The organism is Methylobacterium mesophilicum (assembly GCF_022179445.1).
Lineage (GTDB): Bacteria > Pseudomonadota > Alphaproteobacteria > Rhizobiales > Beijerinckiaceae > Methylobacterium > Methylobacterium mesophilicum.
Genome location: NZ_BPQU01000060.1, coordinates 1 through 14,176, shown reverse-complemented (window position 1 = coordinate 14,176; position 14,176 = coordinate 1). Strand labels below are relative to the sequence as shown.

Below are 14,176 nucleotides of genomic sequence, written 5' to 3'. Positions count from 1 at the left end.
CCGCATGCGCAACCGCGACCTGATCTACGTCTCGAACGCCCCGTTCACCGAGGTCCAGAAGGTGCTGACCGCCTTCAGCGGCGTCACGGGCCCGCTCAGTTCCGCGGCCACCGCCTACGCCTACGCCAAGTAGCTCGGCCGACCCGCCGGCCTCCGGGCCGGCGGGGCCGAGATCCGGAAGACGCAAACAGGGCGCGGATGCCATCCGCGCCCTGTTTCGTTTGGCGTATCGCGAGGATGGTTCGCGTTGGGATCCCGGGAGCGTATATCGCTCACACAACGGGGCGCGACCGAGTCGATCGCTCGATGCCTTCGAGGGCTTGAACCGAGATCGCCACATCCCACCCCACGCCGATGGTCTAACGCGCCTGTTTTTGCTTTGTACGGCAATTTGCCGTATCGAGATGGACCGGGAAGGTGTTCCATGAAGGTCAAGACGGACGACGGAACGGCGCGGCTGGAGGCCAGGGTACCAGTGCCAGTCTACGACACACTGCAGCGCGCGGCACAGCTGCGCGGCATGACCCTGACCGGCTACCTCATCGCGACGGCCGGCGAGGATGCAAGGCGCGTTGTCGAGGAGGCCGAGATCCTGCGGCTGGCCCGCGCCGACCAGGTGCGGTTCGCGGAAGCCCTGATCGATCCGCCTAAGCCGACCGATCGTCTGAAGCGCGCCGCCGAGCGCCATGCGGCCCTGATCCAGCTTCGGTGACGGCGCCGTTCGTCATCGAGCCGTTGTCCAAGGCCCACGACCGAAGCGGCTTTGCCAGCGGCAACGACCGTGTCGATGCCTATTTCCGCCAGACCGTCGCCCAGGACGTGAAGCGCCGCTACGCGGCCTGCTTCGTCGCTCGCGAGGTGGCGACCGGGCGGGTCGGGGGATTCTACACCCTGTCTTCGAACAGCGTGCCGCTGACGGACCTCCCGGACGTGCTCGCCAAGAAGCTGCCGCGCTACCCGACCGTGCCGGCCGCCCTGCTGGGCTGGATGGGGCGGGACGAAGCCTTCCGTGGGCAGGGGCTGGGGGAGGTTCTGGTGTTCGATGCGATCCGTACCGTGGCCTCGGCCGCCATCGGCAGCCACGCGATCTTTGCGGACGCCATCGATGAACGAGCCGCGACGTTCTACGCGGATCTCGGCTTCAGGCCGCTGATCGACAAGCCGATGCGGCTGTTCCTGCCGATCGCGACCGGCCTCATCGTGCTGAACCGAGGCGGGGCATGACGGGCGTTCAGCGCACTATGCTTTAGGCATCATGGCTTACAGCATCATGCCGGTAAACCGATCCGGCCTGATGCTCACGTTTGAGTTCGTCGAAGGTGTGCGACGAATTCTTCGGACGCAGCTCGAAAAAACTCAGCCGCGCTTGGCCAGCAGCTGCTCGATCAGCGAGCCGCCCTTATCGATCGCCGTCATCTCCTCGGCCACCGCGTTCACGGTGTCGCGAATCTGGTCCGCGGTGTGCTCGGAGGTAAGGAAGAAGCGCAGGCGCGAGGCCCGCTCAGGCACGGCCGGGTGGATGATCGGCTGCACGTTGATGCCGCGTCGGAACAGGCGATCCGACAGGGTCACGGCCTTGAGCGAGTCACCCACGATGATCGGCACCACCGCGAGCCCGAGGCTGAAGCCGGTATCGAGGCCGAGCTTCTTGGCGGTGGCCAGGAACAGCGTGCCGTTCTGGCGCAGGCGCTCGACCCGCTCCGGCTCGGCATGCATCACCGCCAGCGCCGCCTCGGCGGCGGCGGCAAGCGGCGGCGACATGCCGACGCTATACACGAAGCCGCCGGCGGTGTGCTTGAGGTACTCGATCAAGGCGATCGGGCCGCAGATGTAGCCGCCGCAGGTCGAGAGCGTCTTCGACAGCGTGCCCATCCAGAGGTCGACCTCCTTCGGGTCGACGCCGCAATGCTCGAACAGGCCCGCCCCGGTGCGGCCGGTGACGCCGAGGCCATGCGCCTCGTCGACCATCAGCCACGCGTCGTAGCGCTTCTTGAGCGCAACGAGACCCGCGAGGTCCGGCGCGTCGCCGTCCATGCTGTACAGGCCCTCGACCACGATCAGCGCCCGGCGGTGCTCGTGGCGGGTGTTCTGGAGAAGGCTCTCCAGGGCGTCGAGGTCGTTATGCGCGAAGGAGCGGCGCTGGGCGCCGGAGAGCTGCGCGCCGGTGACGATGCTGTTGTGCGACAGCGCGTCGTGGAAGATCACGTCGCCGGCTTCCAGAAGCGCCCCGATGGTCGTGACGTTGGTGGCGTGGCCGCTCACCATCACGATGCAGCCCTCGGTGCGGTAGTGCTTCGCCAGGGCCTGCTCGAGGCTGATATGGCCCGGCCGCTCGCCCGCCACCACACGGCTCGCCGACGCGGAGGTACCGTAGGCGTCGATCGCCTCTCGGGCCGCGTTGCTGACCCGGGGATGCCCGTTCAGGCCGAGATAGTCGTACGACGAGAAGTTGGTGAAGGTCTTCTGGTCGATCCGTGTGGTCGCGCCGGCCTTCGCGTCGTGGACGCGGAAGAACGGGTTGCCCAGCCCGATCAGCTGCGCCGCCTGGCGCTGCAACTGCAGCTCGCGGTAGCCCGGCAGGTTCTCGAAGTTCTGCGCAGCCGATTGCCCGGCCGGAGAAGCCGCCTTGGCGGGCGCCGGGCGCGGCGTCGCGCGTCCGAGGCGGTTCGTCACGAAGCCGGCGAGCGCCGCGCGCCCGCCGTCAGGCCGTGCCGTATCGGTCATGAGTTGGTCTCTTTGATCTCGCTGTTGGTCTTCTCGATGAGTTCCCTGAGCGGCGCCATCATCTGCGCATCGATCTCACCACCGATATGCTTCGAGACGAGGCTCATCGCGACACCGGCCGCTTCATCCATGGGCGCGGAAACCGCCTGAATTAAGGACTCCGACAGCTCGTTGACCGTCATGCCGGACGACAGGCCGGCGGGCGGCGCATCGAGGGCGAAGCGCTCCTGCAGGCTGGCGCCGAGCTCGACGCCCATCAGCGAGTCGAGACCGATCTCGGAGAGCTGGCGCACGCGGCTGATGTCGTCCTTGGGCAGGCGCAGGATGCGCGCGATGTCCTCGACGATCGCGTCCGACACCGTCTTGCGGACCGCATCCACGTCGCCCCCCTTGAGGAGCGCGCCGATGTTGATCGCCTGGACGCCGCCGGCCTCCGCCTGCTGGTCCGACCCGAGGTCGGCGTAGCTCGGCGAGCGCATCGTGGCGAGCCGCTCGCGCGCCTTGCCCCAGTGCATCGCCGCGATGGCGATCACCGCCTCGTCCGGCGAGGTCCCCTGGCTCTCCAGGGCATCCGCCATCAAGTCAAGGCAGCGGCGCGCCTCCATCGGGGTGACGCCGACGCGGCCGGCGAGACCTTCCATGACCGCCTTGTTGCGGGCGAGCATGCCGACATCGCCGATCGCGCCCCAGGCCACCGCCAAAGCGGGCAGGCCGCGGCGGCGGCGCTGCCGAGCCAGGCCTTCCATGAAGCCGTTGGCGGCGACGTAGGAGCCCTGGCCGGGGTTGCCGATGAACGTCGTGGCCGACGAGAACATCACGAAGTAGTCGAGGCTGCGGTCCCGGGTGGCGGCGTCCAAATGCTGGACGCCGACCACCTTCGGGCCGATCACGGCGTCCAGCGCCGCCGCGTCGATGTTGGCGATCAGGCCGTCCTGAAGCACCGCCGCGGCGTGGAGAACGCCCGCGAGCTTCTTCCCGCCTTGCTCGATCTCGGCGATCAGGCGATCCACCGCCGAGCGGCTGGTGATGTCGACGGCCTTGGCCTCGACCTTGGCGCCGCGCCCAGAGAGTTCGGCGACGATCGCCTTGGCCTCGTCGGTGGTCGCGCCCTTGCGGCCGGCGAGCACGAGGTGCCGGGCACCCTTGTCGACGAGCCAGCGCGCCGCCTCCAGGCCGAAGCCGCCGAGGCCGCCGGTCACGAGGTGAACGCCGGTCTCCGAGACCGTGAACGGCCGCTTGGTCTCCTTGAGGATCGTGCCGGCCTTGGGCGGGCTGATCACGATCTTACCGATGTGACCCGATTGCTGCATCAGCCGGAACGCGTCCGATGTCTCGGCCGCCGTGAACGGCTGGTACGGCAGGGGCTTGAGGCCGCCGTCGTTGAACAGGGCCATGACCTCGCGGAACATCCGCGCGCCGTCGTCGCCCTGGTGCTGGATCACCTGATCTAGGTCGACGCCGAAGTAGCTGAGGTTCCGCCGGAACGGGCGGAGGCCGATATGGGTGTTGGCGACGTAATCGCGCTTGCCCAGCTCGACGAAGCGGCCGAACGGCCGAAGCGCGTTGAGCGAGCGCTCCATCGCCTCGCCGAACAGGCTGTTCAGCACGATGTCGACGCCGTCGCCGGTGATCGCCCGGACCTCGTCCACGAAAGCCAGCGAGCGGGAATCGAGCACGTGCTCGGCACCCAGCGCCTTCACCAGGGCCCGCTTCTCGCGGGAGCCGGCGGTGGCGATGACCCGCGCGCCCTTCAGCTTGGCGATCTGCAGCGCGGCGAGGCCGACGCCGCCCGCGCCGCCATGGACCAGCACCCACTCCCCGCGCCGCATCCGGGCGCAGGAGACGAGGCCGTAATAGGCGGTCAGGAACGCCACCGGGACGGTCGCGGCCGCCATCGGGTCGAGGCCCTGCGGGCTCGGCGCGACGACGATCTCGGGCACCACGATGTGGGTGGCGAAGCCCGACTGGGCGAAGGCGACGACCGGGTCGCCGGCCTTGAACCCCTTCACGCCCGGGCCGACGGCCGTGACCCGGCCGGCGCATTCGAGGCCTAGCCGGGGACCGGCGAAGCCGTCCTCCAGGATCTCCTCGGGCAGCATCGAGAGCGCCCACAGGACGTCGCGGAAGTTCAGGCCGGTGGCCTCGACCGCGATCTCGATCTCGCCCTTGCCGGGGGTGCGGCGCTCGGCCGGGCCCCAGACCATCTCGTTGAGGCCGCCGGTGTTGCTGCGCTCCAGGCGCGCGGCCTCGGCCGGGACGGCATCCGCCAGATCCCGGTGCTTGGGCCGGCCGGCATGGAAGCGCACGACCTGCGTCCGCTCGTCGTCCAGCACGATCTCGGTCTCCGGCGTACCGGAGAGGATGAGGTCACGCAGACGCTCGGAGGCCCGCTTCGACGACATCTCGGGCGAGAGGTCGATGCGGCGCACGTCGAGGTTCGGCGCCTCGTTGGCTAGGGTGCGCGAGAACGCCCACACGCCGGCCTCGATGTTGGTGGTCTGGCCGCCGCGGTCGCGGGTGGCGCCCGGCGCCACGACCCACAGGCGGGTCTGGCGGGCACCGAGATGCTCAGTGCAGCGCTTCAGGCTGAGGCAGCGGTCGCGCAGCCGCTCGGCCGCCTCGCCGCCGCGGGTGAAGGCGCCGGCCAGGAACACCACCGTGTCGGGGGTCTCCTTCTCCAGCTCCATCAGCGACGTCTCGGAATCGAGGATGATCGACACGTGCACGCCGCCGGCGACCAGCAGGGTCGCCAGGGACGAAGCCGTCTCGGCCGCGAACTCGTCATCCGAGCCGATCACGAAGGCGAAGCTCTGGGCCGGAGCGGGGCCCGGACGCACCGGCGCCTCGGCGACCAGAAGCAGGTCGTCGCCGTTGGCCGACGCCGCGCGCTCGACCGCGACCTTGACCAGGCCGTGGGCGCTGAGCGTGCGCTGCCAGCCCTCGATATCTTCCAGGCGCCCGACCGGCATGCCGCCGACGGCCTCCTCGAACCATCCGCCCGTGAGGCCGAACACGAGGTCGCGGAACAGGGACGCGCCCGGCTCCACGGCCACCAGCAGGCCGCCGGTGGCGAGCGCCCCGGAGAGCTGCCCCGGCAGGGCGCGATCGCCGCGATGCAGGCTGCCGGCCGCGAGGATCAGGTCGAAGCTGCCGGGGGCGAACTCGTCCGCCGCCTCGACGACGGCGGCGCCGTTGGTCAGCGACAGGCGCGCGCGCTCGGCGAGCCGGCGATCCGCCTCGAACACGGTGAGCCGGGCCTCGGCCGCCGCCGCGAAGGCGGCCGCCTGGGCGGAGAGCGGGCCGAAGCCGACCTGCAGGACCCGCAGGGCGCGCTCCTTCGGCAGGTGTCCGCGGCTCGCCTCGATCAGGCCGGCGACCACGTCGGCCGTGTGGCGGGCGGTGGCCGAGCGCATGACGAAGGCGTCGATGGCGCCCTGAGGCAGGGCCGGGGCCTCGGTCAGCTTGCCCGCGAGCAGGCGATCGACCATGGCGCCGACATCGGCGATCAGCACCAGTTCGGCGGAGAGATCCGGATGGTCGCCCGCGATCCAACGCATGATCTCGTCGGGAGCCGGCAGCGCCGAGCCGTCTTCGCCCAGGGTCCAGTTCTGGCCGGCACGCTCGGCCAGGCCGCTGCTCTCCAGGGCGTAGAGCGCGTTCAGCACCCAAGGGCGCAGGGCCTCGGGCACGCGCCGGTCGGCGACCGAGACGGTCCCACCCTCGGCCAGCCCGGAGGCGAGGCGATAGGCCAGCGAGGTCGCCCAGCCCTCCAGCAGGAGGTGGCCCGGCGACAGGGCGGCGTCGGCCGGCCCCTTCGCCTCGGCGGTGAGCGGACGCAGGCGGGCGGCCACGCTCGGCCGGCGCTCCATCGGGATCGCGGTCGGCTCGGTGGCGAGCTCCGGCACCTGCGAGATCGCGAAGGCCGAGAGGTCGCCGCCGCCCTTGGCGCGCAGGGCCTGGAAACGGCCCTCGCGGATCGTGGCGACCACTGCGCCGTCGGCGTCGAGCAGGGTGAAGTCGGCCAGGATCGAGCGCTCGTTGCAGCGCCGCGTCCGGATGATCGAACGGGCGATCACCGCACCGGGGCGCAGAAGCCGCACCTCGCCGAAGCGCACCGGGATGTAGGCTTTGCCGGCGTTCTCGCCGAGCAGGTCCGCGAACAGCAGGATCAGCCCGTGGAAGCAGGCGTCGAGGCGGGCCGGGACCAGGGTGAACCGGTCGTCGGCCACGGCCGGCAGCAGGTCGGACACGATGGTGATGTCATCCAGCCGGGCGCTCATGGCGACCTGCTGGAAGCTCGGGCCGAAGCCGAGGCCCGAAGCGCGGGCGCGGCCGTAGAGCGCCTCGCCGGTCAGGACCTGCTCGCCGGCGGTGTCGAAGTCGAACCCGTTCAGGTCGGGTGCCTTCGGGGCCGTAAACGTGCCGTCGACGATCTTGGCCTGGGCGTGGAGCTGCCAGGGCGTCTGGGTCAGGCGCGGGCGGCTGAGGACCTGGATGCCGTTGCCGGTGCCCGACAGACGCACCGCGACCTCGCGCAGCGCCTCCTCGGCGAACACCATGGGCGACAGGATCTCGAAATCGGCCAGCACCACCTCGTCGTGGCGCATCGCCTCGCGGACGCAGGCCAGCGCCATCTCGACGAAGCCGGCGCCGGGCATGATCACCTGGCCGTCGACCTTGTGGTCCTCCAGCTCGGGCAGGGTGGCCGGATCGACGAAGCCGTTCCATTCCAGGCCGTCGAAGGTGGTCCGCGAGCCGATCAGCGGGTGGTAGGGGCGGGCGCTCATCGCGCCGACGCTCTCGGGGGTGTCGGCCAGGCGGAACGGACGCCGCTGCCACGGATAGGTCGGCAGGCGCACGTCGCCCCGGGGGGCATCGCCGAACAGCAGGGATTCGTCGACCTGCGCGCCCTGGACCAGGGCGGCGCTGACCGCCTTGGCGATCGGGTCGCCGCCCGACGCCTTGCGGTGCATGACGCCGACCGTGGCGGTCTCGATGCCGAGCGGCTCGACCGCGTCGCCGACATGGGACATCAGCGTCGCGCGCGGTCCGACCTCGACGAATACGCGGGCGCCGCGGCGGGTGGCATCCTGCACGGCCTCGCTGAAGCGCACCGGCTCGCGGATGTTGCGCCACCAGTAGCCGGCGCCGAAGTTGTCGCCCTCCAGCACGCTGCCGGTGACGGTGGAGACCATCGCGGTGGTTCCGGCCTGCGCCTTCAGTCCGGCGAGGTCGCGCAGCAGCGGCTTCTCGGTCGGGTCCATCAGGCGCCCGTGGAAGGCGTAGGCGAGGTCGAGCTTGCGGCCGCGGCGGCGCTTGCGCGACAGCGCCTTGAGGGCAGCCTCGATGTCGGCCACGGGCCCGGCGACCGTGACGGCCTTCGGGCTGTTGTACGCGGCGATGTCGAGGGACGGGTAATCCTTGAGGAAGGCCTCGACCTCTTCGGCCGGCATCAGCAGCACCGCCATGGTGCCCTGGCCGTGCGTCGTCTCCTGGTGGTGGCTGCGGTAATAGATCACCCGGACCGCGTCCTCGAGGGTGAGGACGCCGGCCGCCTCGGCGGCGGCGATCTCGCCGACGCTGTGGCCGAGCACATAGGAGGGGATCAGGCCCTTAGCCTTGAGGGCGGCCGTCGAGGCGCTCTCGATGGCGAAGATCAGTGGCTGCGAGACGCTGGTGAGCGCCAGGCGCTCGTCTAGGTCCTCGGCGTAGAGGGCCTGCTTGAGCGACCAGTCGGCATAGGTCTGGAACAGGGTGTCGACCCTGTCGAAGGCGGCCCGGAACGTCGGGTTCTCCTCGTAGGCCTCGCGGCCCATGCCGGCCCACTGGCTGCCGTTGCCGGAATAGACGAACGCGACCTCGGCGGCGCGGTCGACCGCGGTGCCGGTGAAGGCGTCCTGGGCGTCCTCGCCCTCGCCGACGGCGCGCAGGGCGGCGGCCACGTCGGTCTTGCCGTCCAGCGCGATCGCCAGGCGGGCGGGGAGGCGCTCGCGCCGATGGGCGACCGCGGCGGCCACGGTGGCGACCCGCTCGGGCTCAGCCTCGAGACGTTCGGCATAGTCGAGGGCGAGCTCGTTCAGGGCAGCGCGGGTCTGGGCCGAAAGCAGCAGAACCTGGGCGGTCGGCGCCGGGGCGGCCTCCGCCGCCTGCGCGCCCACGTTGCCGTCGGTGATGACGACGTGCGCGTTGGTGCCGCCGAAGCCGAAGGAGTTCACGCCCGCATAGCGCTCGCGCGGACCGCGGGTGATCGGCAGGGCCTCGCGGACGACGCGGAGGTTCAGCTCGTCGAACGGGATGTCGGGATTCAGCTCGGCCGCGTGCAGCGACGGCGGCACGAGGTTGTGCTCCAGCGCCAGCGTCGCCTTCATCAGGCCGGCGAGGCCGGAGACCGGCTCGGTGTGGCCGATGTTGGTCTTGATCGAGCCGATCGGCAGCGGCGCCTGGCGGCCGACGCCGAGCTTGGTCCCGATGGCCGAGGCCTCGATCGGATCGCCCACCGGCGTGCCGGTGCCGTGCGCTTCCATGAAGGCGAGGTCGTCGAGGCTGATGCCCGCGTCGCGGTACACGCGCTCCAGCAGGGCGCCCTGGGCGTAGCCCGACGGCAGCGAGATGCCGGTGGTGCGGCCGTCGGAATTGATGCCCGAGGCCACGATCCGGGCGCGCACGGTGGCGCCGTTGCGCCGCGCGGCCTCGGCCGATTGCAGCACGAACACCACGCCGCCCTCGGAACGCACGTAGCCGTCGGCGTTCTTCGAGAACGCCTGGCACAGGCCGGTGCGCGAGAGCATCTGCGCGGTGGAGAAGCAGATGAAGTTGAACGGGCTCGCCAGCACGTTGACGCCGGCCACGACCGCGGTGTCCACCCGGCCCGACTGGATCGCCTGCACGGCGTTGTCGAAGGCGACCAGCGAGGACGAGCAGGCCGTGTCGACCGTGAAGCTCGGGCCCTTCAGGTCGAAGATGTAGGAAATGCGGTTCGAGATGATCGAGAGCGTGTTGCCTGTGGCCGCGTAGGCGTCGCCGGAGGCCGCGTCGAGGATGCGCAGGTTGCCGTAATCGAGCGACGAGGCGCCGACGAACACGCCAATGTTGCTGCCGGCCACGCTCGACGGACGCAGACCCGCATCCTCCAGGGCTTCCCAGGTCAGCTCCAGCAGCATCCGCTGCTGCGGATCCATTTGTTCGGCCTCGCGGGGCGAGATGCCGAACACGGCCGGGTCGAACGACCAGATGTCGTCGATGACGCCAGCGGCCCAGGTGTAGCTCTTCCCGCGCTCCTGGGCGCGCGGATGCGCGAACCGGTCGAGGGAGAAGCGGTCACTGGGAACCTTGCTGACGGCGCAGCGTCCCTCGGACAGGAGTTGCCATAGCCCGTCGACGCTGGGGGCCCCGGGCAGTCGGCATGCGCGTCCGACGATCGCAATGTCTGTACGTTGTGTCACGTTCGGTTCGCACACGCTCGTTATCGGAAGTCGGCTCGGCTCGCGACGAGTGAGTACCGTCTCACCCCTTACTGTGGCACCATTGCGGTGTCCAACCTGCCCCCAGGCAAGGTCATCCCTGCCCGGGCAGATTGCGCGGCGCTGTGACATGTATTCATCAGGCTGCACTCCAATGCCAACGGCCGAAATGCCAAGTTTGCTCGGCATGACCGCCTGTTGAGACGGTCGCGCGACCATCGAAATGCCACAGTTGCGCGTCGGCGGACGGAGCCCGTCTACCGGGGCCGCGAGGGTTTTCCAAAGAGATCTTTGCAGCAGCCTGCAGATCTAGAACGGCAACGGCACGGCTGATCGCTGGTCCGCCAACGTTCAAGACGTCCCCGGAGCGGCATAAGCCTTGGCGCTATCCTTGGATCGTCCGACGCCGCGATAGGTGAAACCGTGGCGCTCGGCCGTCACGGGATCGTAGATGTTGCGCAGGTCGATGAGCACGGGGGCGGACCCGGCCGGCGCCATGATCCGGCGCAGCCGGTCGAGATCGAGCGCCCGGAACGCGTTCCACTCGGTGACGATCACCAGGGCGTCCGCGCCCTCCGCGCACGCGTAGGCGTCCTGCGCGAAGTCCACCCCGGGCAGGAGCGGCCGGGCCTGCTCCATCCCCTCCGGGTCATAGGCGCGCACCTTGGCGCCGGCATCCTGAAGGCCGGCCACGATCGACAGGGACGGCGCCTCCCGCATGTCGTCGGTGTCGGGCTTGAAGGTCAGGCCGAGCAGGGCCACGGTCCTGCCCCGGACGCTGCCGCCGCAGGCCTTGATCACCTTGCGGGCCATGGCGCGCTTGCGCTGGTCGTTGACCGCCACCACGGTCTCGACCAGCCGCAGCGGCGTCCCGGCATCCTGGGCGGTCTTGACCAAAGCCAGCGTGTCCTTCGGGAAGCACGAGCCGCCGTAGCCGGGGCCGGCATGCAGGAACTTGCCGCCGATCCGGTTGTCGAGGCCGATGCCGCGGGCGACCTGCTGGACGTCGGCGCCGACCTCCTCGCACAGGTCGGCGATCTCGTTGATGAAAGTGATCTTGGCGGCCAGGAACGCGTTGGCGGCGTACTTGGTCAGCTCCGCCGTGCGGCGACTGGTCACGACGATCGGGGCGGCGTTGAGATAGAGCGGCCGGTAGACCTCGCGCATCACCGCCTCGGCGCGGGGATCCTCGCTGCCGACCACGATCCGGTCCGGGCGCTTGAAGTCCGAGATCGCCGCGCCCTCGCGCAGGAACTCGGGGTTCGACGCCACGGCGACATCGGCCTCTGGCCGCCGTTCGCGGATGATCCGCTCGACCTCGTCGCCGGTGCCCACCGGGACCGTCGACTTCGTCACCACCACGGTGAAGCCCGTGAGCGCTCCGGCGATCTCCCGGGCGGCATCGAACACGAAGGAGAGGTCGGCGAAGCCGTCGCCGCGCCGCGAGGGCGTCCCCACCGCGATGAACACCGCGTCCGCCTCGGCCACCGCCTCCCGCAGGCTCGTCCCGAAAGCGAGCCGGCCCTGCCGGACGTTCTCGGCGACCAGGGCGTCGAGCCCGGGCTCGTAGATCGGCATGCGGCCGGCGTTCAGGCTGGCGATCTTGTCCGGGTCGCGGTCGATGCAGACGACGCTGTGGCCGAAATCGGCGAGGCAGGCCCCGGATACCAGGCCGACATACCCGGCCCCAATCATCGCAATCCGCATCCGGTCCTCCCGGCAACCCGCCGTGCGGCTCGCTGCACTGCAGCATGATCCGAGACCGGCGGCGATGCAACCCGGGCCGCTCGGCAGCGCCCGTTTCCATTCCGCGCATGCAACACCGCGGAAACACGACTGTTTTTTGACAACGCCGACAGGTCCGGCTTGACGGCGGCCGAAGCTTGTCGCCGTCGCGCGCCCTCCGCGCATGCGTTCGCGGCTTCGCAGCGCGGTCGGCTTCCTGTAGAAGCGCGCCCGCCGGCCGGGCGAGACCGCGCGCCGCCAGGCCCCATTCATAGGACCAAGCCCCATTCATAGGATCGGCGAAGGACCGCGATGACCGAATTGCCGAACGTGCACGTGCGCGCCGAAGTCCTGGCCCAGGCGCTGCCCCACATGCAGCGCTACGACCAGGAGATCGTGGTCATCAAGTATGGCGGCCACGCCATGGGCGACCGCGCGGCGGCCGAGGATTTCGCCGAGGACATCGTCCTCCTGGAGCAATCCGGCGTGAAGCCGATCGTGGTGCACGGCGGCGGCCCGCAGATCGGCAAGATGCTCGACCGGCTCGGCATCCAATCCGAGTTTCGCGGCGGCCTGCGGGTCACCGACGAGGCCACCGTCGAGGTGGTCGAGATGGTCCTGGCCGGTTCGATCAACAAGCAGATCGTCGGCTGGATCTCGGCGGAGGGCGGCCGGGCCATCGGCCTGTGCGGCAAGGACGGCAACATGGTCCGCGCCAAGCGGGCGATGAAGACCGTCATCGACCCCGAGAATCACACCGAGCAGACGGTCGATCTCGGCCTGGTCGGCGAGCCGGATCATGTCGAGCGCGGCGTCCTCGACGCGGTGCTGAAGGCCGAGCTGATCCCGGTCCTCGCGCCGGTGGCCTACGGGGCGGACGGGCAGACCTACAACGTCAACGCCGACACCTTCGCGGGTGCCATCGCGGGGGCGCTGCGGGCCAAGCGGCTGCTGCTGCTCACCGATGTCCCGGGCGTGCTCGACAAGGACAAGAAGCTGATCCCCGAGCTGACCGTGGAGGATTGCCGGCGCCTGATCGCCGACGGCACGATCACGGGCGGCATGATCCCGAAGATCGAGACCTGCATGTACGCGATCGAGCGGGGCGTGGAGGCGGTGGTCATCCTGGACGGCAAGGTCAACCACGCGGTGCTGCTGGAGCTGTTCACCGATTACGGCGCCGGCACCCTTATCCGCCGGAGCTGACCTCGTCGGGACGGCGATGGGCGGATCGGACGCGGCAACGCCCGCGCCGCTCGCGCATTGTCGTCGTCCCGGCTCAGCCTCGCGCAAGCCCGCGCTGCAAGCCTGGCCGTACCCGGCCGCCGATTCCGGAGGGATCGCCGGTCGGGGCCGCGTCGCACCGAGGGTTTCGAGCCGCATCCGATTGCACTGCGACCGGGCATGGTTCTAGAATCCGAGGGATCAGGATTTCAAAGGGACACGGTGCACCACCCGGAGAAAGCCCAGTTCACCACCCCCGCGTCGCGCGGGTTCGCCGATGTCGACACCTGGGTGTTCGACCTCGACAACACGCTCTATCCGAGCGACGCGCAGGTCTGGCCGCAGGTGGACGAGCGCATCACGCTCTATGTCATGCGGCTTTACGGGATCGACGGCATCTCGGCCCGCGCCCTGCAGAAATACTTCTACCACCGCTACGGTACGACCCTGACGGCGCTGCTGACGGAGGAGGGGGTCGATCCGCACGACTTCCTCGACTTCGCTCACGACATCGATCACTCGACGATCAAGCTCGACCAGAGCCTCGGCGACGCGATCGAGCGGCTGCCCGGGCGCAAGCTGATCCTGACCAACGGGTCGCGCCGCCACGCCGAGAACGTCGCGGCCAAGCTCGGCATCCTCGACCATTTCGAGGACGTGTTCGACATCGCGGCCGCCAACTTCGTGCCGAAGCCCGAGCGCTCGACCTACGAACGCTTCTTGGACGCCCACGGGGTCGAGCCGACCCGGGCCGCCCTGTTCGAGGACATCGCCCGCAACCTCGCGGTGCCGCATGATCTCGGCATGGCCACCGTGCTGGTGGTCCCCAAGATCGTCGATCCCTACCGCGAAGCCTTCGAGCAGGAAGCGGTGCGCGAGCCCCACATCGACCACATCACGGACGATCTGGCCGCCTTCCTGTCGGCCTGCGTGCTGCCGGTGGCGACGCGGGGCTCCACGGCCGCGGATCGCCCCTGACGCGGCGACCGGCAGGGCGATCGCTTGAAGGGGATCAGGCGGTCTGAGTGACGATGGCTCTGAGG

Annotated in this window: 7 protein-coding genes and 1 pseudogene; 5 read left to right on the top strand and 3 right to left on the bottom strand. The window is 70.0% G+C overall.

The window, feature by feature from the left end; genetic code table 11:
* The 3 genes and pseudogenes from MFF40_RS27635 to MFF40_RS27625 all read left to right on the top strand — a co-directional run.
* Window positions 1–133, top strand: a pseudogene (locus MFF40_RS27635) (polysaccharide biosynthesis/export family protein); the annotation flags it as partial.
* A 291-nt stretch (window positions 134–424) separates the two neighbouring features.
* The gene (locus MFF40_RS27630) at window positions 425–712 is read left to right on the top strand and encodes a type II toxin-antitoxin system TacA family antitoxin (protein ID WP_147857796.1); all 288 of its coding nucleotides are present in this window, start codon (window positions 425–427) and stop codon (window positions 710–712) included.
* Window positions 709–1,224, top strand: coding sequence for a GNAT family N-acetyltransferase (locus MFF40_RS27625; RefSeq protein ID WP_238263035.1), 516 nt, complete (start codon window positions 709–711; stop codon window positions 1,222–1,224). Before MFF40_RS27630 ends, MFF40_RS27625 begins: the two co-directional genes overlap by 4 nt.
* 132 nt (window positions 1,225–1,356) lie before the next feature.
* On the opposite strand, the gene MFF40_RS27620 is transcribed toward MFF40_RS27625, so the two are convergent.
* The 3 genes from MFF40_RS27620 to MFF40_RS27610 form a co-directional block, all read right to left on the bottom strand.
* Window positions 1,357–2,724 (bottom strand): aminotransferase class I/II-fold pyridoxal phosphate-dependent enzyme, encoded by a 1,368-nt coding sequence (locus MFF40_RS27620; protein WP_147856296.1) that lies wholly within the window; start codon window positions 2,722–2,724, stop codon window positions 1,357–1,359.
* Entirely contained in the window at window positions 2,721–10,166 is a 7,446-nt protein-coding gene (locus MFF40_RS27615) for a type I polyketide synthase (RefSeq protein WP_238263033.1), read from the bottom strand. Before MFF40_RS27615 ends, MFF40_RS27620 begins: the two co-directional genes overlap by 4 nt.
* A gap of 369 nt (window positions 10,167–10,535) precedes the next feature.
* Entirely contained in the window at window positions 10,536–11,891 is a 1,356-nt protein-coding gene (locus tag MFF40_RS27610) for a UDP-glucose dehydrogenase family protein (RefSeq protein WP_147856053.1), read from the bottom strand.
* A 330-nt stretch (window positions 11,892–12,221) separates the two neighbouring features.
* Here MFF40_RS27610 and argB point away from each other — a divergent pair, with 330 nt between their 5' ends.
* A complete protein-coding gene (gene argB, locus MFF40_RS27605) occupies window positions 12,222–13,115 on the top strand; it encodes an acetylglutamate kinase (protein ID WP_147856054.1) in 894 nt (297 codons plus the stop codon).
* Window positions 13,116–13,355: 240 nt separating this feature from the next.
* On the top strand, window positions 13,356–14,111 hold the full coding sequence (locus MFF40_RS27600; protein WP_147856055.1) for a pyrimidine 5'-nucleotidase: 756 nt from the start codon (window positions 13,356–13,358) through the stop codon (window positions 14,109–14,111).
* The last annotated feature ends 65 nt before the right edge of the window (window positions 14,112–14,176 follow it).